Source organism: Citrobacter sp. Cpo147 (assembly GCF_030332405.1).
Lineage (GTDB): Bacteria > Pseudomonadota > Gammaproteobacteria > Enterobacterales > Enterobacteriaceae > Citrobacter > Citrobacter portucalensis.
This window is the reverse complement of record NZ_JAOWHX010000030.1, coordinates 762243-784257: the sequence shown is the minus strand read 5'-3', so window position 1 is coordinate 784257 and position 22015 is coordinate 762243. Positions and strand designations below refer to the sequence as shown.

Here is a 22015-nt window from a genome sequence, read left to right as displayed (position 1 = left end):
GCCTGATAAGACGCGTTAGTGTCGCCATCAGGCAACATTACTGTCAATGTTCCGATCCCTTTAGCCACTGCCAGATTCGCCCCAACGTTTCGTAACCAACACGATCGCTATGCATCAACCAGACGGGAGAGGGGATCGCGCGCTCCCACGGATTAAGCGGTGAGTCAATCGCTAACTGGTTGGCTGGTGCGGGCAACGGATGTAGTCCGGCCTGTTGGAAGAAAATCATTGCTCGTGGTAAGTGCGATGCGGAGGTCACCAGCAGGAACGGCGCGCTGCCGATGGCCTGCTTCACCGCTGCGGCTTCTTCTTCGGTGTCTTTGGGTTTATCCAGCGTGATGATATCACCGGGCGGCACACCCAGTGACTGCGCTACGCGGGCGCCCGCTTCTGCAGTACTGACGTTATTGCTCTTTGCCGCAGCACCGGTAAAGATAAGCTTCGATCCCGGGTTAGCACGCCAAAGGCGAATACCTTCATTCAGACGCGGAAGACTGTTGCTGATCAGGTTTGAACTTGGCGCCCACTGAGGATTCCAGGTATACCCTCCGCCCAGCACCACAATGTATTCCACTTTTTGTGTATCCTGCCAGGTTGGATAGCTATCCTCAATCGGTTTCAGCAGACTGTCGGCGACGGGCTGCAAGCTTAGAAGTAACAGTGCCAGCCAACTCAGGCTAATGCACATTTTCCCTGTTTTTTGAAAGCGGCTAAACCAGAGCAGCGCCAGGCCTATACCCATGATAATGAGCATTAGCGGAAGTGGCAGCATCATACCGCCAATCACTTTCTTCAGCGTAAAAAGCATCCTTTTTGGTTCCTTTTTTAACCATACAGCAGGGGATCAGCAGGGATATTACACCAGGAAGGTTCATTCTCGGCGTGGGTGTGACAAAATAGCGGTTTTACTTAGTCACCCTAAAGCCAGCATGTGGAGAGCCCGATGCGGGATCGCAATTTTGATGACATTGCAGAGAAGTTTTCCCGTAACATTTACGGCACCACCAAAGGTCAGCTTCGTCAGACGATCCTCTGGCAGGATCTGGACAAACTTCTTGCCGACTATGCGGGCCAAACTTTGCGTGTGCTTGATGCGGGTGGCGGAGAAGGGCAGACAGCCATTCTGATGGCGCAGCGGGGCCATCACGTCACCTTGTGCGATCTTTCTGCTGAGATGGTGGCGCGAGCGCAACGGGCGGCAGAAGAGCAAGGTGTGAGCGACAACATGCATTTTATACATTGTGCCGCTCAGGACATCCCACAGCATTTGGATTCTCAGGTTGATCTGATATTGTTTCATGCTGTGCTGGAATGGGTGGCCGATCCGCAAGCCGTCTTAAAAACATTGTGGTCGATGTTACGCCCGGGCGGTGCTTTATCGCTGATGTTCTACAATGCAAACGGTCTGTTGATGCGTAATGTGTTGGTCGGTAATTTCGGCTATGTACAGCAGGGAATGTATAAAAAGAAACGGCGCACGTTGTCTCCCGATTTTCCGCGCGACCCTCAGCAGGTCTATGGCTGGCTGGAGGAGATTGGCTGGGAGATAACCGGAAAAACGGGCGTGAGGGTGTTTCATGATTATCTGCGTGATAAACAAAAACAGCATGACTGTTTTGATGCTTTAACAGAAATAGAAACACGTTATTGCCGCCAGGAACCGTATATCAGCCTTGGGCGCTATATTCATGTCACCGCGATTAAACGTCCGGCCCGAGCCGCAGATGCAAGGATAACCTATGAGTGAATTTTCCCAGACAGTCCCCGAACTGGTTGCCTGGGCCAGAAAAAATGACTTCTCCATCTCTCTGCCGGTAGACAGACTTTCGTTCCTGCTGGCGGTCGCCACATTGAACGGTGAGCGACTTGACGGTGAGATGAGTGAAGGTGAACTGGTGGATGCGTTCCGCCATGTTAGTGATGCGTTTGAGCAAACCAGCGAAACCATCGGCGTCCGCGCCAACAACGCGATCAACGATATGGTGCGTCAACGTCTGCTGAACCGCTTTACCAGCGAGCAGGCTGAAGGCAACGCCATTTACCGTTTAACGCCGCTCGGGATTGGCATCACAGATTACTATATTCGTCAGCGCGAATTCTCTACGCTGCGTCTTTCTATGCAGTTGTCAATTGTAGCAGGCGAACTGAAGCGCGCGGCGGATGCGGCAGCGGAAGGTGGTGATGAGTTCCACTGGCATCGCAACGTCTATGCGCCATTGAAATACTCGGTGGCGGAGATTTTCGACAGTATCGATCTGACCCAGCGCATCATGGATGAACAGCAGCAGCAGGTAAAAGACGACATCGCACAGTTGCTAAACAAAGACTGGCGGGCGGCGATTTCCAGCTGTGAAATGCTGCTGTCAGAAACATCTGGTACGCTGCGTGAGCTGCAAGATACGCTGGAAGCGGCAGGGGATAAGCTGCAGGCTAACCTGTTACGCATCCAGGACGCCACGATGACGCATGACGATTTGCATTTTGTCGATCGGCTGGTGTTTGATTTACAAAGCAAGCTCGACCGCATTATTAGCTGGGGCCAGCAGTCCATTGACTTGTGGATCGGCTACGATCGTCACGTTCATAAATTTATCCGTACCGCGATCGATATGGATAAAAACCGCGTCTTCGCCCAGCGTCTGCGTCAGTCCGTGCAGACCTACTTTGACGACCCATGGGCGCTGACCTATGCCAACGCCGATCGTCTGCTGGATATGCGTGACGAGGAGATGGTGCTGCGTGACGAAGAGGTCACCGGTGAACTTCCGGAAGATCTGGAATATGAAGAATTTAACGAGATCCGTGAGCAGCTGGCGGCGATCATCGAAGAACAGCTGGCTATCTACAAATCCAGACAAACACCACTGGATCTCGGTTTGGTAGTGCGCGAGTATCTGGCGCAATACCCACGTGCGCGTCATTTCGACGTCGCGCGTATTGTTATCGATCAGGCGGTACGCCTTGGCGTAGCGCAAGCAGACTTCACCGGACTGCCAGCCAAATGGCAGCCGATTAATGATTACGGAGCCAAGGTACAGGCGCATGTCATTGACAAATATTGAACAAGTGATGCCGGTAAAGCTGGCGCAGGCGCTGGCGAATCCGTTATTTCCTGCGCTGGATAGCGCCTTACGTTCGGGCCGCCATATCGGTCTGGATGAACTGGATAATCATGCCTTCCTGATGGATTTTCAGGAATATTTTGAAGAGTTTTACAGCCGCTATAACGTGGAATTGATCCGTGCGCCGGAAGGGTTCTTCTACCTTCGTCCGCGTTCAACGACGCTCATTCCGCGTTCGGTCCTGTCTGAACTGGACATGATGGTGGGTAAAATTCTTTGCTATCTCTATCTCAGCCCGGAACGCCTGGCGAACGAAGGGATTTTTACCCAGCAAGAGCTGTACGACGAGCTGCTAACGCTGGCAGACGAAGCGAAGTTACTGAAGCTGGTGAACAACCGTTCAACCGGTTCTGACGTTGACCGCCAGAAGCTACAGGAAAAAGTGCGTTCTTCGCTCAACCGCTTGCGCCGCTTAGGCATGGTGTGGTTTCTGGGCCACGACAGCAGCAAATTCCGTATTACGGAATCTGTCTTCCGCTTTGGCGCGGATGTGCGTAGCGGCGACGATCCGCGTGAAGCACAGCGTCGCTTAATTCGTGATGGTGAAGCGATGGCGGTCGAGAACCGTCTGCAGCTTAACGATGAGCCCGAAGAGAATCAGCCGGACAGTGGAGAAGAAGAATAATGATTGAACGCGGTAAATTTCGCTCACTTACGCTGATTAACTGGAATGGTTTTTTTGCCCGTACGTTTGATCTCGATGAGCTGGTCACCACGCTGTCCGGTGGTAACGGTGCGGGTAAATCCACCACCATGGCGGCATTTGTTACGGCGCTCATTCCGGACTTAACCCTGCTGCATTTCCGTAACACCACCGAAGCCGGTGCAACCAGCGGTTCACGTGATAAAGGCCTGCACGGTAAGCTGAAAGCAGGGGTTTGTTATTCAATGCTCGACGTCCTCAACTCGCGTCATCAGCGCGTGGTCGTGGGTGTGCGTCTGCAACAGGTTGCTGGTCGCGATCGCAAAGTGGATATCAAACCGTTTGCCATTCAGGGGCTGCCGATGTCGGTACAGCCAACCCAACTGGTGACGGAAACGCTGAACGAACGCCAGGCGCGCGTACTGTCTCTACCTGAGCTGAAAGAGAAGCTTGATGAGATGGAAGGCGTGCAGTTTAAGCAGTTCAACTCAATAACCGATTATCACTCGTTGATGTTCGATCTGGGCATCATTGCCCGTCGTCTGCGCTCCGCGTCCGATCGTAGTAAATTCTACCGTCTGATTGAAGCCTCGCTGTACGGCGGGATCTCCAGCGCCATTACCCGTTCACTTCGTGACTACCTGCTGCCGGAAAACAGCGGCGTACGTAAAGCGTTCCAGGATATGGAAGCCGCGCTGCGTGAAAACCGTATGACGCTGGAAGCGATTCGCGTAACCCAGTCTGACCGCGACCTGTTTAAGCATTTAATCAGCGAAGCGACCAACTATGTGGCCGCGGATTATATGCGCCACGCCAACGAACGCCGTATCCATCTGGATAAAGCACTGGAATATCGTCGTGAACTGTATACCTCGCGCAAGCAGCTGGCGGCAGAGCAGTACAAACACGTGGATATGGCACGTGAATTGGGTGAGCACAACGGTGCGGAAGGTGATCTGGAAGCTGATTACCAGGCCGCGAGCGATCACCTGAATCTGGTGCAAACCGCGCTGCGTCAACAGGAAAAAATTGAACGCTATGAGGCGGATCTCGAAGAACTGCAGGTCCGTCTGGAAGAACAAAACGAGGTGGTCGCGGAAGCCGTTGACCGCCAGGATGAAAACGAAGCCCGTGCGGAAGCCGCTGAGCTGGAAGTGGATGAGCTGAAAAGCCAGCTTGCCGATTACCAGCAAGCGCTGGACGTCCAGCAAACGCGAGCCATCCAGTATACTCAGGCGATCCAGGCCCTAAATCGGGCGAAAGAGCTCTGCCACCTACCGGATCTGACAGCCGACAGCGCCGCCGAATGGCTGGAGACTTTCCAGGCCAAAGAGCAGGAAGCCACTGAAAAGCTGCTGACGCTAGAACAAAAAATGAGCGTGGCGCAAACCGCGCATAGCCAGTTCGAACAGGCTTATCAGCTGGTGGCGGCGATCAACGGCCCGCTGGCGCGCGGTGAAGCCTGGAGCGTGGCGCGTGAACTGCTGCGCGAAGGCGTGGAACAGCGCCACCTGGCAGAACAGGTTCAGCCGTTGCGTATGCGACTGAGCGAACTGGAGCAGCGTCTGCGCGAACAGCAGGACGCCGAGCGTCTGCTGGCCGAATTCTGCAAGCGACAGGGTAAACAGTTCGATATCGAGGAGCTGGAAGCACTGCACCAGGAGCTGGAAGCGCGCATCGCCGCCTTGTCGGACAGCGTCTCGTCTGCCAGCGAACAGCGTATGACGCTGCGTCAGGAGCAGGAACAGCTACAATCCCGTATTCAGCATTTGATGAAACGGGCACCCGTCTGGCTGGCTGCGCAAAATAGCCTGAACCAGCTTAGCGAGCAGTGTGGGGAAGAGTTTACCTCCAGCCAGGATGTGACCGAGTATCTGCAACAATTGCTGGAGCGCGAGCGTGAGGCCATTGTTGAGCGTGATGAAGTCGGTGCACGTAAAAATGCGGTTGATGAAGAGATTGAACGTTTAAGTCAGCCGGGCGGGGCGGAAGATCAGCGTCTGAACGCGCTAGCGGAACGCTTTGGCGGCGTGCTGCTGTCAGAAATTTATGATGACGTTAGCCTTGAAGATGCACCGTACTTCTCTGCGTTGTACGGTCCTTCGCGCCATGCCATTGTGGTACCGGATCTGTCGCTGATTACCGAACAGCTTGAAGGGCTGACGGATTGCCCGGAAGATCTCTATTTCATCGAAGGGGATCCGCAGTCGTTTGATGACAGCGTCTTCAGCGTTGATGAACTGGAAAATGCGGTGGTGGTGAAAACTGCCGAGCGTCAGTGGCGTTATTCTCGCTTCCCGACGGTGCCTATTTTTGGGCGTGCAGCACGTGAAAGCCGTATCGAAACCCTGCATGCCGAGCGTGAAGGGCTGTCTGAACGTTTCGCCACGCTCTCCTTTGACGTCCAGAAAACCCAACGTCTGCATCAGGCGTTCAGTCGCTTTATCGGCAGCCATCTGTCGGTGGCGTTTGAAGCCGATCCAGAAGCGGAAATTCGCCAGCTGAATAGCCGTCGCGTTGAACTGGAACGTGCGCTGACCAATCATGAAAATGATAACCAGCAAAGCCGTATGCAGTTTGAACAGGCGAAAGAGGGCGTCTCTGCGCTGAACCGCCTGCTGCCGCGCTTGAATCTGCTGGCAGATGATACGCTGGCCGATCGCGTTGACGAAATTCGCGAGCGTCTGGATGAAGCTCAGGAAGCCGCGCGTTTTGTACAGCAACATGGCAATCAGTTGGCGAAACTGGAACCTATCGTTTCGGTTCTGCAAAATGACCCTGAGCAGTTTGAACAGCTGAAGGAAGACTATGCGTATTCCCAGCAGATGCAGCGCGATGCGCGTCAGCAGGCTTTTGCGCTGACCGAAGTCGTACAGCGTCGGGCGCACTTTAGTTATTCCGACTCAGCCGAAATGCTGAGCGGCAATAGCGATCTGAACGAAAAATTGCGTGAACGCCTGGAACAGGCGGAAGCCGAACGTACCCGCGCTCGTGAAGCGCTGCGCAGCCACGCCGCACAGTTAAGCCAGTACAACCAGGTGATGGCATCGCTAAAAAGCTCTTATGACACCAAAAAAGAGCTGCTTAACGATTTACAACGTGAACTGCAGGATATCGGCGTTCGTGCGGACAGCGGTGCTGAAGAGCGCGCGCGTATCCGCCGTGACGAACTGCATGCGCAGCTCAGCAACAACCGTGCACGCCGCAACCAACTTGAGAAAGCGCTGACCTTCTGCGAAGCGGAGATGGAAAACTTGACCCGCAGACTGCGCAAGCTGGAACGTGATTATCATGAAATGCGCGAGCAAGTAGTCACCGCCAAAGCCGGCTGGTGTGCAGTCATGCGGATGGTGAAAGATAACGGTGTAGAACGTCGTCTGCACCGTCGCGAGTTGGCCTATCTTTCCGGTGACGAACTGCGTTCGATGTCGGATAAGGCGCTCGGTGCGCTACGTCTGGCGGTTGCAGATAACGAGCACCTGCGCGATGTGTTGCGTCTGTCTGAAGATCCAAAACGTCCAGAGCGTAAAATTCAGTTCTTCGTCGCGGTTTACCAGCATCTGCGCGAACGTATTCGCCAGGATATTATTCGTACCGACGATCCGGTTGAAGCCATTGAACAGATGGAGATCGAGCTGAGCCGTCTGACGGAAGAGTTAACCTCACGCGAACAGAAGCTGGCGATCAGCTCACGCAGCGTGGCGAACATTATTCGTAAGACTATTCAGCGTGAACAGAACCGTATTCGCATGCTGAACCAGGGGCTGCAAAGCGTGTCGTTTGGCCAGGTCAACAGCGTTCGCCTGAACGTCAATGTGCGTGAAACACATGCTACCTTGCTGGACGTACTTTCAGAGCAGCATGAACAGCATCAGGATCTGTTTAACAGCAATCGCCTGACCTTCTCAGAAGCGCTGGCGAAGCTGTATCAGCGTCTGAATCCGCAGATAGACATGGGGCAACGCACGCCGCAAACCATTGGTGAAGAGCTGCTGGATTATCGTAACTATCTGGAAATGGAAGTTGAGGTTAACCGTGGCTCTGACGGCTGGCTGCGTGCTGAGTCTGGTGCGTTGTCAACGGGGGAAGCGATCGGGACCGGGATGTCTATTCTGGTGATGGTGGTGCAAAGCTGGGAAGATGAAGGCCGCAGATTGCGCGGGAAAGATATCTCTCCTTGCCGCCTGCTGTTCCTTGATGAAGCTGCACGACTCGATGCGCGTTCTATTGCGACCTTGTTTGAGCTGTGTGAGCGTTTGCAGATGCAGCTGATTATCGCTGCGCCGGAAAACATCAGCCCAGAGAAAGGCACCACCTACAAACTGGTGCGTAAAGTCTTCCAGAACACTGAACACGTTCACGTGGTGGGGCTGCGCGGATTTGCGCCACAGTTACCGGAACCGCTGCCGGGGACTGAAGATGCCTCCTCGCAGGCAAGCTAAGTAATAAGTAAAAAGGCGGCTACATGGCCGCCTTATCTTTTTCCGAAAAGACTTCATGCCTGGTGTAATTTCTTTAGACTTCTTTACATTAGGTTAGGCAAAAAGTTTTTGATGTTTATATACTAAAGGTGAGCCTAACGCGTCACTGGCTTGCTCGTCATACTTCAGTTTGTATTGGCGTTTTACAGGTCCGACCCTCGTCAAAATAAAGGGGAATACAGACGGCCTGGCTATTCAGAGTATGATAAAGAAAACAGGGGGCAAGGGATGTTGCTTAATAAAATGTGTGGTCGTCGGCTGTCGGCAATCAGTTTGTGCCTGGCCGTAACATTCGCTCCACTGTTCAATGCGCAGGCCGATGAGCCTGAAATGATCCCTGGCGATAGCTCTGCGACCGTCAGTGAACAGCCAACAGCGTTATCGCAGCCGCAGGTTCAATCTTCTGCGACGGCTATCATGGCGGGTATTCAACCGCTGCCAGAAGGCGTGTCTGTCGATAAAGCCCGCGCCGAAATACACTCTCAACTGCCAGCAGGTTATACGCCGGTTTACATGAGCCAGTTGGAACTGCTGTATGCCGCACGCGAAATGAAGCCGATGTGGGAAAATCGTGATGCGGTAAAGGCATTTCAGCAACAGTTAGCCGAGATCGCAATTGCCGGCTTTCAGCCGCAGTTCACTACCTGGGTTGCACTTCTGACTGACCCGGCAGTAACCGGTCAGGCGAGAGACATCGTGCTCTCTGATGCGATGATGGGGTATTTGCACTTTATCGCTAACATCCCTGTCAAAGGTAATCGCTGGCTTTACAGCGATAAGCCCTATGCGCTAACGACACCGCCGATTTCCGTCATCAACCAGTGGCAGGTCGCACTGGATAACGGTCAACTGACTTCATTTGTGGCCAGCCTTTCGCCTCAACATCCGCAGTATGCAGCCATGCATGAATCACTGCTCAAGCTGGTGGGCGATTCACGTCCCTGGCCGCAACTCACCAGTACAGCAACGCTGCGTCCGGGGGAGTGGAGTAATGACATCCCCGCGCTGCGTGAAATTTTGCGTCGAACCGGGATGCTGGAGCCTGCCGTCAGTACGTCTGGCAAAGAAGGGCGTGGTACCTACGATCGTGAATTGGTTGATGCGGTAAAGCGTTTTCAGACGTGGCAGGGACTTGGCGCAGATGGCGCGATTGGCCCAGCCACACGTGACTGGCTGAACGTGACGCCTGCTCAGCGTGCGGGCGTGCTAGCGTTAAATATTCAGCGCTTGCGCCTGCTGCCGAGTGAGCTGTCTACCGGTATCATGGTGAACATTCCTGCCTATTCGCTGGTTTATTATCAGAATGGCAATCAGGTGCTGGCCTCGCGAGTTATTGTCGGGCGTCCCGATCGTAAAACGCCGATGATGAGCAGTGCGCTGAATAACGTGGTCGTTAACCCACCGTGGAACGTTCCGCCGACGCTGGCACGTAAAGATATTCTGCCTAAGTTATGGAATGATCCGGGATATCTTGAACGTCACGGCTATACCGTAATGCGCGGCTGGAACAGTAAAGAGACGATAGATCCGTGGCAGGTTGACTGGGCGACCATCACTGCGTCCAATCTGCCGTTCCGCTTTCAGCAGGCTCCGGGCGCACGTAACTCGCTAGGACGCTATAAATTCAATATGCCGAGTTCGGACGCTATTTATCTGCACGATACGCCGAACCACAATCTGTTCCAGAAAGATACGCGGGCGTTAAGCTCCGGATGCGTGCGTGTGAACAAGGCATCTGAGCTGGCGAATATGCTGCTACAGGATGCGGGTTGGAATGATACGCGCATCTCGGATGCCCTGAAGCAAGGGGATACGCGGTATGTGAATATTCGCCAGAATATTCCGGTCAACCTCTACTATCTGACCGCATTTGTCGGCCCTGATGGGCGTACGCAGTATCGTACAGATATTTACAATTACGATCTGACAGCGCGATCCAGCGCACAAATTGTGTCAAAAGCCGAGCAATTAATCAGATAAATGAAGCAGTTCGAGGAAAATGATTGTCGTAAGTTATGCTGGAAACGGGGCAAAATGGCTGTGAGCCCCGTATTTCCTGGGGTTGGGAGCCTTGACGTGGACTACTTAGCCAGATAAGGTTTCCCGCGTGCGCTAGAGCATACATACGATAACATTGACCTTGTAGACCTTAATACCATGGACAAATTTGACGCTAATCGCCGCAAACTGCTGGCGCTTGGTGGTATTGCCCTCGGCGCTGCCATCTTGCCTACGCCTGCGTTTGCAACACTCTCTACCCCACGTCCGCGTATATTGACTCTGAATAACCTGCATACCGGTGAGTCAATAAAAGCAGAGTTTTTTGATGGCAGGGGCTATATTCAGGACGAATTAGCAAAACTTAACCACTTTTTCCGTGATTTTCGGGCCAATAAAGTGAAATCCATTGACCCGGGACTGTTTGATCAACTCTTCCGTCTGCAGGGCCTGCTGGGCACGCGTAAACCCGTACAGCTGATTTCAGGCTATCGCTCTATCGATACCAATAATGAACTCCGTGCACGTAGCCGCGGTGTGGCCAAGAAAAGCTACCACACTAAAGGTCAGGCCATGGATTTCCATATTGAAGGCATCGCATTAAGTAATATTCGCAAAGCTGCGTTATCTATGCGCGCAGGTGGTGTAGGATACTACCCCAGCAGTAACTTTGTGCATATTGACACCGGCCCTGCACGGCACTGGTGATCCATAAGCTTAATGAAACAGGAGCTGTATGAACTATCGTATTATTCCGGTCACTGCATTCGCCCAGAACTGCTCGCTAATCTGGTGTGAGCAGACTCGTCTGGCCGCGCTGGTCGATCCCGGCGGCGATGCCGAGAAAATCAAACAGGAAGTGGATGCCAGCGGTCTGACGCTAATGCAGATCCTGCTTACTCACGGTCATCTTGACCATGTTGGAGCGGCGGCTGAACTGGCACAACATTATGGTGTACCGGTTATTGGTCCGGAAAAAGAAGATGAGTTCTGGTTACAGGGACTCCCTGCTCAGAGCCGCATGTTTGGCCTGGGAGATTGTGAGCCGCTGACGCCCGATCGCTGGTTGAATGAAGGTGACCGGATAAGCGTTGGCAACGTGACGTTACAGGTTCTGCATTGTCCAGGTCATACACCGGGACATGTGGTCTTCTTTGATGAGCAATCAAAGTTACTGATTTCTGGTGACGTGATTTTCAAAGGTGGCGTAGGGCGCAGCGATTTCCCGCGCGGTGATCACAGCCAACTAATCGATTCGATTAAACGTAAACTATTGCCGTTAGGCGATGACGTAACGTTTATTCCGGGTCACGGCCCACTCTCTACGCTGGGTAATGAACGCTTACATAACCCGTTCCTGCAAGATGAAATGCCTGTCTGGTAATTCGTTTAATAAATAAAAAGGCCGCGTTTGCGGCCTTTTTTGTGCGCGATAGATTACAGTACTGCGACAATCGCTTCGCACAGTGGCGCCATGTTGTCTGGCGTCATTCCTGCCACGTTTACGCGACCGGAAGCGACAGCGTAGACACCAAACTCTTCACGCAGACGCAGAACCTGCTCTTTGGTCAGGCCGCTAAACGAGAACATGCCGTTCTGTTTGATGATAAAGCTGAAATCGCGGTTTGCACCTTTCTCTTGCAACGTATTCACAAACAGTAAACGCATGCGCTGAATGCGCTGGCGCATATCAGTCAGTTCCTGTTCCCAGATGGCACGCAGCGCGTCGTTGCTCAGAATCGTGGCCACTACGGATGCACCGTGTGCTGGTGGGTTGGAATAGTTAGCGCGAATAGCTGATTTCATCTGGCTGAACGCACGGTCAACGGTTTCAGCATCGGCAGCAACCAGCGTACAGGCGCCTACACGCTCATTGTACAGTCCAAAGTTCTTGGAGTAGGAGCTGGCAACGATCAGCTCTTTGTGCAGAGCCGCAAATGCGCGCAGACCTTCTGCATCTTCTTCCAGGCCACGGGCAAAGCCCTGGTATGCGAAGTCAAACAGCGGTAACCAACCTTTTTCGACAGACATCTGAGCCAGCGTTTGCCACTGTTCCAGCGTAGGATCGATACCGGTAGGGTTATGGCAGCAGCCGTGGAATAGCACCACGTCGCCAGCCTGCGCTTCGCTGAGGCTTGCCAGCAGCGCATCAAAATCTAACGAGTGGTTTGCTGCATCGTAATAGTTGTATTCACAAACTTCCAGGCCTGCAGAGTTAAAGACGCTCTTATGGTTCGGCCAGCTTGGATTGCTCACCCATACGCGTTTAGCCGACGTATTTTTTGCCAGGAAATCAGCTGCCACACGCAGTGCACCAGTGCCGCCAGGGGTTTGTGCGGTACGTGCACGCTTATCGTTGATCAGCGAACTTTCTTTACCAAACAGTAATTCCTGAGTGCAGCGACCAAACTCTGGAATACCGTCAATGCCAAGGTAATTTTTGGTGGATTCATTTTCCAGTATATATTGCTCGGCTTTTTTAACGCTGGTCAGTACCGGCGTTTTGCCTGTCTCATCTTTATATACACCGATCCCCAGGTTTATTTTTCCAGGGCGGTCATCGGCACGAAACAAATCAGCCAGACCCAAAATGGGGTCGGCAGGAGCGGCAGTAATGTTCTCAAACATGACGAGGTTCCATAGTGATTACAGAAGGGAAGTCCGCTATCAGGTTAACGGTAGATTTACAAAATGCCAACCGTTACTGACGAAAAGCTGAGGTGTTTTTTTAAGACGCAAGAATCCGCTAGCAGATATAAAAAAACAGGACCGAAGTCCTGTTTTTTAGGCATTTAACAAAGAGGTCTGCTATTAGAACTGGTAAACGATACCCACTGCAACGGTGTCGTCAGAGCCTACGCCCAGTTTGTTGTCAGAATCGATCTGGTTGATGATGTAATCAACATAGGTGGACATGTTTTTGTTGAAGTAGTAAGTCGCACCCACTTCGAAGTAGTTCACCAGATCTACGTCGCCGATTCCTTCGATGTCCTTACCTTTAGATTTGGTATAGGCGAGGGACGGACGCAGGCCGAAGTCGAACTGGTACTGAGCAACCAACAACACGTCTTCAGTTTTGTTAGCATAACCGTTAGAGATACGGGTTGCGTTACGGGTTTCGCTGTAGTTCGCTGCCAGGTAAATGTTGTTCGCATCGTACTTAACACCGGTCGCCCACTGCTCAGCTTTCGCGCCGCGGCCATAGGCCAGCTGCTCTTGCGCGTTGGTACGGTCAGCTGCACCGTAAGCACCGACGATACCGAAACCATCCATTTCGTAGCTTACGGAACCGCCAACGCCGTCGCCGTTAGAACGGGTTGGGCTGCTAGAGCGTTCGTTTTTACCCAGGTACTGTACTGCGAAGTTCAGGCCTTCAACCAGACCGAAGAAGTTAGAGTTACGGTAGGTTGCGAGACCGCCGTTACGCTGGGAGAAGAACTGGTCAGAAGCAGCGGTATCACCACCGAATTCTGGCAGCATATCGGTGTAACCCAGAGCATCGTATACAACGCCGTAGTTACGACCGTAATCGAAGGAGCCTGCGTCACCAAATTTCAAACCAGCAAACGCCAGACGGGTTTTGTTGCCTTTCTGGGCATCGTCACCGCCTTCTGCGTTATTGCCGCTGAACTGGTATTCCCACTGGCCGTAACCGGTCAGTTGGTCGTTAATCTGAGTTTCCCCTTTGAAACCAAGACGGGCATATGTCTGATCGCCGTTAGCAGCGTAGGCGTTATCACCGTTGTGCTTGGAAAAATAATGCAGACCAACGGCTTTACCGTATACGTCTACTTTGTTGCCATCTTTGTTATAAACTTCTGCAGCGTTAGCTGCCCCGGCTACCAGCAGAGCAGGGATAACCACTGCCAGAATATTGCGCTTCATCATTATTTATTACCCTCATCGGTTTTTATATGACACCTGCCACTGCCGCCAATAAATTCCGTCAATCAAAATTTACGGAACTATTGATGAGAGTTTGGTGTCTTTATGTGTCTGACAGGCATCTTTCCATTCAAACTACCGTTTCGCTACCGTCAAAGTGCTACAAATATAAAGATTTGGTTTCAAAAAGAAAAAATACGTAACAAAATGTTATTTTTGTGCAACTTTGTGAACGGCGTCAAACTTCGGATGCCCCTGCGCTTAAAATTCTCGTTTTTATTTCTATTTATATGATTTTCTTATGTTTAATTTTGCTAAGGTCATTTTTTCTCCGTTCTGCCGGAAAGTTAGGATTTTACAGGTAACGATTTTTGGACGTCTGGAGTGCCGTGCGAGAGGCTGAAAAATGTACTATTTAATCAGAAAATGCTAATCCACAATAAAATTGCTGATTATTTTTTGTGCAAATGTATTGCGATGAAATATTACGTAACAGGTGGAGGAGATTGAAAGGTTGTGTTTAACGTGAGATGGGTATCCAGATAACACGAAAAGGGTATAAAAAAGGCCAGCAATGCTGGCCTTCAAAACAATAACGCACGTTTAGAAGGTGGCGTTACGTGGAGTACGCGGGAACGGAATAACATCACGGACGTTCTGTACGCCGGTGACGTAAGCGATCAGACGCTCGAAGCCCAATCCGAAGCCGGAATGCGGAACGGTACCGTAGCGACGCAGGTCGCGATACCACCAGTAATCCTCTTTGTTCAGACCCATTTCCAGCATACGGGCATCCAGCACGTCCAGGCGCTCTTCACGCTGAGAACCACCGATGATTTCACCGATTCCCGGGGCCAGTACGTCCATTGCAGCAACGGTTTTACCGTCTTCGTTAAGGCGCATATAAAACGCTTTGATATCTTTCGGGTAGTTTTTCACTACCACCGGCGCTTTAAAGTGCTCTTCAGCAAGGTAACGTTCATGCTCAGAAGACAGATCCACACCCCAGTAAACTGGGTTTTCGAACTGTTTACCGCATTTTTCCAGAATGCTTACCGCGTCGGTGTAATCCACCTGCGCGAAGTCAGCGTCAATGAAACGTTCCAGGCGTGAAATCGCGTCCTTGTCGACACGTTCAGCGAAGAATTTCATATCATCCGCACGCTCTGCGAGTACGGCTTTAAACGCGTACTTCAGCATCGCTTCAGCCAGGCCTGCAACATCGTTCAGGTCAGCAAAAGCTACTTCTGGTTCCAGCATCCAGAACTCTGCCAGGTGACGACTGGTGTTAGAGTTTTCTGCACGGAACGTCGGGCCAAAAGTATAAATTTTAGACAGGGCGCAGGCGTAGGTTTCACCGTTCAGCTGACCGGAAACGGTCAGGAAGGCCTCTTTACCAAAGAAGTCTTTGTCGAAATCGACTTTACCCTGATCATTACGCGGCAGGTTTTCCAGATCCAGCGTAGAAACACGGAACATTTCACCGGCACCTTCTGTATCGGAAGCGGTGATCAACGGAGTCGATACCCAAAAGAAACCCTGCTCGTGGAAGAAACGATGCAGAGCCTGCGCCAGCGTATGACGTACACGCGCTACCGCACCAATCATGTTGGTACGCGGACGCATGTGCGCCACTTCACGCAGATACTCAATGCTGTGACGCTTAGCTGCCATTGGGTAAGTGTCAGGATCTTCAACCCAGCCCGTTACTTCAACCTCAGTGGCCTGAATTTCAAAGCTCTGTCCTTGTCCAGGAGACGCAACGACTTTACCCGTTACGATAACTGAACAACCCGTCGTCAGGCGCAGTACGTCCTGATTGTAATTGGGCAGAGAATTATTGATGACGGCCTGTACAGGATCAAAGCAGGAACCGTCATAAACGGCGAGGAAGGAGATGCCAGCTTTTGAATCTCGGCGGGTACGCACCCATCCGCGCACGGTGACTTCGCTGTCAACGGCTACGCGGCCCTGGAGTACGTCGGCTACAGGCACAACGCTCATAATATTCTCTCTGTTAATAGTCGGATATATAAACACATGTCCACCCGTAATGGGGGGATACCTATGTTACCTGGCATCTGCAATCAGACAAGCAGAATTCGTAGCTGGAGTGAAAGATTTCGGAAATAAACGCGAAAAAGGGAGCCAAAATGGCTCCCTGGAAGGCTTAACTGGCTTTTTTGATATGCGGGAGATCGAAGGCTTTGCGCAGTGCACGAACAAATGCTTTATCGTGGCAGATGGTTTTACCCGGGCTGTCAGATAACTTCGCCACCGGTTTGCCGTTACATTCCACCAGCTTGATCACAATATTGAGTGGCTTAACCTGCGGAATGTCGCATGTTAGCCGTGTCCCAATACCAAAACTCAACTGTACGCGGGAAGAGAAGTGGCGGTAGAGTTCAATCGCTTTTTTCAGATCGAGATTATCTGAGAAGACCAGCGTTTTGCTCAGCGGATCAATCCCCAGTTTTTCATAATGGGCGATGGCTTTTTCACCCCATTCCACCGGATCGCCTGAGTCATGGCGTAGACCCTGATAGCGGGTAGCAAACTCAACGCCAAAGTCGCGTAAAAATGCGTCCATGGTGATGCAATCGGTTAATGCAATGCCGAGTTGATCAGGGTATTCATTTAACCAGGCTGCCAGGGCTACGCGCTGGCTGGTGGCAAGTTCTGGACTGATTTGCTGATGAGCCTGGAACCACTCATGCGCCTGCGTACCCATTGGGGTTAATGACAGGCGGCGGGCCAGATCGTAGTTACTGGTGCCAACAAACCAGGGCTCTTGCTGCAGGCGTTTAACGATAGCCTGCTGTACTTCGCGCGAAAAACGACGACGCGTACCGAAATCCATCAAATGGAAGCGAGACATATCGACATCTTTCGTTAAAGCAGAGAATTCTACTAGTTTGCTTTCCAGCTCATCGAGTGCCTGCGGGACGCCTGATTCAGGTGAACGGTAACGGTGTACCAGTTCGCTAATCACCGCTAACAGCGGGACTTCCCACATGATCACTTCACGCCACGGACCGGTTAAGCGGATGTTTAGCTTGCCGTTATCATTGGTGACGCAAACCTGTTCCGGGTTATAGCGGAAATCACGTAACCAGGTAAGGTAATCAGCTTTAAAGAAAGGCAGGCCGGAGAGCCACTGGTACTCATCCTCCTGCAGTCGCAGGTGCTGCATAGCATTCACCTGCTCACGAATAGAATCGGCATAAATACCGAGCAGGTCATCGCCACGGCAACGAAATTCAGCCGCTACTTGTACATCGTAGTAGTGGTGAAAAACGGCTTGCTGCATATGCAACTTATAAGCGTCTGTATCCAGCAGCGAGTGCAGAACAGGAGAAGCGAATTGTGTCATAGGTGCGCAGTAGCATCCTCTCACGGGAGCGTTTAGTACAATAAACAACTAAGAAAACCGCTGGAGTATACCCTGTTTAGCGATTTATTGAACCCCGATCACACCATAAGCTCTCTTTCTGGTCGAGGGCAATTCGTGCCACGTGTTATGAAAATGTAGCAAAAAGGGTGTTTGTGCCTGAAAAGATGAACATTCTGCGTAGCGCGATTTACGCAACAGGAATAGACTGAAGCCGAGACTCTATTAAAGATGCTAAAGGTTTTTTTATGACACAACAGCCACAAGCCAAATACCGTCACGACTATCGTGCGCCGGATTACCAGATTACTGATATTGACTTGACCTTTGACCTGGATGCTGAAAAAACCGTGGTCACCGCAGTGAGCCAGGCTGTCCGTCATGGCGCGTCCGATGTGCCCCTGCGCCTGAATGGCGAAGATCTGACCCTGGTGTCGATCCACGTGAACGACGAGCCGTGGACAGAGTATAAAGAAGAAGAGGGCGCTCTGGTCATTAGTCAGTTGCCGGAACGTTTTACGCTGCATATCGTGAATGAAATTAGCCCGGCGGCCAATACCGCGCTGGAAGGGCTGTACAAGTCTGGCGAAGCGCTGTGCACCCAGTGTGAAGCGGAAGGGTTCCGCCATATTACCTGGTATCTCGACAGACCCGATGTTCTGGCGCGTTTTACCACCAAAATTATCGCCGATAAAACCCAATATCCGTTCCTGCTCTCCAACGGTAACCGTGTGGCGCAGGGCGAACTGGAAAATGGTCGTCACTGGGTACAGTGGCAGGATCCGTTCCCGAAACCGTGCTATTTGTTTGCGCTGGTGGCCGGTGATTTTGACGTCCTGCGCGACACTTTTACTACCCGTTCCGGGCGTGAAGTGGCGCTGGAACTTTACGTCGATCGCGGTAATCTGGATCGCGCGCCGTGGGCGATGACCTCGCTGAAAAACTCCATGAAATGGGATGAAGAGCGCTTTGGCCTCGAGTATGACCTCGACATCTATATGATTGTCGCCGTGGATTTCTTCAATATGGGCGCGATGGAGAATAAAGGTCTGAACATCTTTAACTCCAAATATGTGCTGGCACGTACCGATACCGCCACTGATAAAGACTACCTCGATATTGAGCGCGTTATCGGTCATGAGTATTTTCACAACTGGACCGGCAACCGTGTGACCTGCCGTGACTGGTTCCAGTTGAGCCTGAAAGAAGGCTTAACCGTGTTCCGCGATCAAGAGTTCAGTTCCGATCTCGGCTCACGCGCGGTAAACCGCATCAGCAATGTGCGCACCATGCGTGGTCTGCAGTTTGCTGAAGATGCCAGCCCGATGGCGCATCCTATCCGTCCGGATATGGTCATTGAAATGAACAACTTCTATACCCTGACCGTGTATGAAAAGGGCGCTGAAGTGATTCGTATGATCCACACCCTGCTCGGTGAGGCTAACTTCCAGAAAGGGATGCAATTGTACTTTGAGCGTCATGACGGCAGTGCTGCAACCTGTGATGATTTCGTGCAGGCGATGGAAGATGCTTCTAACGTTGATCTCTCCCATTTCCGCCGCTGGTACAGTCAGTCCGGTACGCCGATTCTGACCGTGCGTGATGACTACAATCCGTCAACTGAGCAGTACACGCTGACGATCAGCCAGCGCACGCCGGCCACGCCGGATCAGGCCGAAAAACAGCCGCTGCATATTCCTTTCGCCCTCGAGTTGTATGACAACGAAGGGAAAGTGATCCCGCTACAAAAAGGCGGGCACCCGGTGAATTCTGTACTCAACGTCACCCAGGCAGAGCAGACGTTTGTCTTTGATAACGTCTACTTCCAGCCGGTTCCGGCGCTGCTGTGCGAATTCTCCGCGCCGGTAAAACTGGAATACAAATGGAGCGATCAGCAGCTGACCTTCCTGATGCGTCATGCGCGTAACGATTTCTCTCGTTGGGACGCGGCGCAAAGCCTGCTGGCGACCTATATTAAGCTTAACGTTGCCCGTCATCAGCAGGGACAACCGCTGTCGCTGCCGGTACACGTGGCTGATGCATTCCGCGCAATTTTACTGGATGAGAAAATCGATCCGGCGCTGGCGGCAGAGATCCTGACGCTGCCTTCAGTAAATGAAATAGCTGAACTGTTCGACATCATCGATCCGGTGGCGATAACCGAAGTACGCGAAGCATTAACCCGCACGCTGGCGGCCGAACTGGCAGATGAATTCCTCGCCATCTATAACGCTAATCATCTTGATGAGTACCGCGTTGAGCATGCCGATATTGGCAAGCGTACGCTGCGTAACGCCTGCCTGCGTTTCCTGGCCTTTGGCGAAACCCATCTGGCTGACACGCTGGTAAGCAAGCAGTATCGTGAAGCGAACAATATGACCGATGCGCTGGCGGCGCTATCCGCGGCAGTAGCGGCGCAGCTGCCATGTCGCGACGCGCTAATGCAAGAGTATGATGATAAGTGGCATCATGACGGTCTGGTGATGGACAAATGGTTTATCCTGCAATCCACCAGCCCGGCGAAAAACGTGCTGGAAACCGTACGCGGCCTGCTGAAGCATCGCTCTTTCAGTATGAGTAACCCGAACCGAATCCGTTCGCTGATCGGTGCCTTTGCAGGTAGCAACCCGGCGGCATTCCATGCGGAAGATGGTAGTGGATATCAGTTCCTGGTCGACATGTTGACTGAGCTTAATAGTCGTAACCCGCAGGTGGCGTCACGTCTGATTGAGCCGCTGATTCGCTTAAAACGTTATGATGCAAAACGTCAGGCGAAAATGCGTGCGGCGCTGGAACAGCTGAAAGGTCTGGAGAATCTCTCAGGCGATCTGTTCGAGAAGATTTCTAAAGCGTTAGCCTGATAATATTGCCGGATGGGTCCGGCCTACCATTCACGCGTAGGCCGGATAAGCGGTAGCGCCATCCGGCATTTTTAACCCTGCTTGCGTAACTGAACTTCATTGTCGCCACGCTGCATAACCCGGTTCAACACTTCCGCTTCCAGATCGGCTAACCGTCCCGATCCCAAACGGCGGGGGCGCTGAATATCCACCGTAAGATCCAGTCCGATTTTTCCGTCCTCAATCAGCAACACGCGATCGGCCATTGCCACCGCTTCACTGACGTCATGAGTGACCAGCAGTACGGTAAAGCCGTGCTCTTGCCATAAAGAGACGATCAGATCCTGCATTTCAAGGCGGGTTAGGGCATCCAGAGCGCCGAGGGGTTCATCCAGCAGCAGCAAACCGGGGCGATGAATTAATGCCCGTGCCAGGGCTACACGCTGTTTTTGTCCACCGGATAGCGCAGCCGGCCATTCGTGAGCACGACTCTCCAGCCCAACGGCGGCCAGCGCATCTCGGGCCGCATCGCGCCACTGACCTTTCAGACCCAGGCCCACATTATCGATAACCGTCTTCCATGGCAGCAGACGCGCATCCTGGAACATCATACGCGTATCATCCTGAATTTCCGCCAGTGGGGTGGTTCCGGCAAGTAATGCGCCTGAGGTCGGCGATTCCAGCCCTGCCAGCAGACGCAGCAACGTACTTTTACCACCGCCGCTGCGGCCAACCACGGCAACAAACTGTCCGGCCGGAATATGCAAATCTAATTGATTGAGCACTGTATTGACGGCGTATTGTTTTGTCACGGCGCTCAGCAACAGCGGTGTACCCTGGTTCAGGCGAGCGGTATTCATACGGTAGCCTCCTTTACATGATAAGCCGGATGCCAGCGTAGCCAGACTCGCTCCAGCAGTTGGGCGCTGACGTCGGCAAGTTTGCCGAGCAGGGCGTAGAGAATAATGGCCACCACGACCACATCGGTTTGCAGAAATTCGCGGGCGTTCATCGCCAGGTAACCAATACCGGCATTGGCAGAAATGGTTTCCGCCACAATCAGCGTCAGCCACATCAGCCCGAGAGCAAAACGCACGCCGACCATAATCGAGGGCAGGGCGCCGGGGAGGATCACATGAACAAACAGTGAAAAGCCGGATAATCCATAGCTGCGCGCCATTTCTACCAGCGCACGATCGATACTACGGATCCCATGCCAGGTGTTGATGTAAATTGGGAACAGCGTGCCCAACGCCACGAGAAAGATCTTGGCGGATTCATCAATGCCGAACCACAAAATCACCAACGGGATCAGCGCCAGATGCGGTACGTTACGCAGCATCTGCACCGAGGTATCAAGCAGGCGTTCTCCCCAACGCGAAAGACCGCTGATAAGTCCCAGTGTCAGGCCAATCGATCCACCGATGGAGAATCCGATCAACGCGCGCCAGGAACTGATGGCCAGATGCTGCCAAAGCTCGCCACTGGCGGAAAGCGTCCAGAAGGCTTCGACAACGCCCTCCGGTGAGGGCAGGATGCGGGTGGACAGCCAGCCCATTGATGATGCGAGCTGCCAGAGCGCCACCAGACCTACCGGTAAAAACCAGGGCGCGAGGCGTAATAACCACCTGTTTTTCGGCGTTGCCATTTGCAGC

At 52.5% G+C, this 22015-nt stretch carries 15 protein-coding genes; 8 read left to right on the top strand and 7 right to left on the bottom strand.

What is annotated here, in order from left to right; genetic code table 11:
* Positions 1-43: 43 nt before the first annotated feature.
* Positions 44-808: an envelope biogenesis factor ElyC gene (elyC, locus tag OGY06_RS06425; protein ID WP_063940617.1), complete on the bottom strand. Its 765-nt coding sequence runs from the start codon at positions 806-808 to the stop codon at positions 44-46.
* A gap of 135 nt (positions 809-943) precedes the next feature.
* Here elyC and cmoM point away from each other — a divergent pair, with 135 nt between their 5' ends.
* The 7 genes from cmoM (at position 944) to OGY06_RS06390 (ending at position 11628) form a co-directional block, all read left to right on the top strand.
* Positions 944-1747: a tRNA uridine 5-oxyacetic acid(34) methyltransferase CmoM gene (gene cmoM, locus OGY06_RS06420; protein ID WP_003035803.1), complete on the top strand. Its 804-nt coding sequence runs from the start codon at positions 944-946 to the stop codon at positions 1745-1747.
* Positions 1740-3062 (top strand): chromosome partition protein MukF, encoded by a 1323-nt coding sequence (gene mukF / locus OGY06_RS06415; RefSeq protein WP_003831939.1) that lies wholly within the window; start codon positions 1740-1742, stop codon positions 3060-3062. Before cmoM ends, mukF begins: the two co-directional genes overlap by 8 nt.
* Positions 3043-3747 (top strand): chromosome partition protein MukE, encoded by a 705-nt coding sequence (gene mukE / locus OGY06_RS06410; protein WP_003035809.1) that lies wholly within the window; start codon positions 3043-3045, stop codon positions 3745-3747. The genes mukF and mukE overlap by 20 nt, the downstream gene beginning before the upstream one ends.
* Positions 3747-8207, top strand: a complete 4461-nt coding sequence (gene mukB, locus OGY06_RS06405) for a chromosome partition protein MukB (protein WP_003831942.1) — start codon at positions 3747-3749, stop codon at positions 8205-8207. Before mukE ends, mukB begins: the two co-directional genes overlap by 1 nt.
* A gap of 267 nt (positions 8208-8474) precedes the next feature.
* Complete coding sequence (gene ldtD, locus OGY06_RS06400) at positions 8475-10226, top strand: L,D-transpeptidase (protein WP_155848021.1); 1752 nt, start codon at positions 8475-8477, stop codon at positions 10224-10226.
* A gap of 177 nt (positions 10227-10403) precedes the next feature.
* The gene (gene mepK / locus OGY06_RS06395; protein WP_003831948.1) at positions 10404-10952 is read left to right on the top strand and encodes a peptidoglycan L,D-endopeptidase MepK; all 549 of its coding nucleotides are present in this window, start codon (positions 10404-10406) and stop codon (positions 10950-10952) included.
* Positions 10953-10980: 28 nt separating this feature from the next.
* A complete protein-coding gene (locus tag OGY06_RS06390; protein ID WP_003831949.1) occupies positions 10981-11628 on the top strand; it encodes an MBL fold metallo-hydrolase in 648 nt (215 codons plus the stop codon).
* A gap of 53 nt (positions 11629-11681) precedes the next feature.
* Here OGY06_RS06390 and aspC read toward each other — a convergent pair whose 3' ends face one another.
* From aspC to pncB, 4 genes are all read right to left on the bottom strand, one after another.
* On the bottom strand, positions 11682-12872 hold the full coding sequence (gene aspC, locus OGY06_RS06385) for an aspartate transaminase (protein WP_286604972.1): 1191 nt from the start codon (positions 12870-12872) through the stop codon (positions 11682-11684).
* A gap of 183 nt (positions 12873-13055) precedes the next feature.
* On the bottom strand, positions 13056-14132 hold the full coding sequence (gene ompF / locus OGY06_RS06380; protein WP_003831952.1) for a porin OmpF: 1077 nt from the start codon (positions 14130-14132) through the stop codon (positions 13056-13058).
* Between the two features lie 600 nt (positions 14133-14732).
* Complete coding sequence (gene asnS, locus OGY06_RS06375; RefSeq protein ID WP_020996514.1) at positions 14733-16133, bottom strand: asparagine--tRNA ligase; 1401 nt, start codon at positions 16131-16133, stop codon at positions 14733-14735.
* 166 nt (positions 16134-16299) lie between these two features.
* Entirely contained in the window at positions 16300-17502 is a 1203-nt protein-coding gene (gene pncB / locus OGY06_RS06370) for a nicotinate phosphoribosyltransferase (protein ID WP_003836860.1), read from the bottom strand.
* A 266-nt stretch (positions 17503-17768) separates the two neighbouring features.
* Here pncB and pepN point away from each other — a divergent pair, with 266 nt between their 5' ends.
* A complete protein-coding gene (gene pepN, locus OGY06_RS06365) occupies positions 17769-20381 on the top strand; it encodes an aminopeptidase N (RefSeq protein WP_218667519.1) in 2613 nt (870 codons plus the stop codon).
* Between the two features lie 71 nt (positions 20382-20452).
* On the opposite strand, the gene ssuB is transcribed toward pepN, so the two are convergent.
* Positions 20453-21220 carry an aliphatic sulfonates ABC transporter ATP-binding protein gene (gene ssuB / locus OGY06_RS06360; protein ID WP_063940611.1) on the bottom strand — a complete coding sequence of 256 codons (768 nt, stop codon included), beginning with the start codon at positions 21218-21220 and terminating at the stop codon, positions 20453-20455.
* Positions 21217-22008 (bottom strand): aliphatic sulfonate ABC transporter permease SsuC, encoded by a 792-nt coding sequence (ssuC, locus tag OGY06_RS06355; protein WP_149335623.1) that lies wholly within the window; start codon positions 22006-22008, stop codon positions 21217-21219. Before ssuC ends, ssuB begins: the two co-directional genes overlap by 4 nt.
* Positions 22009-22015 lie beyond the last annotated feature (7 nt).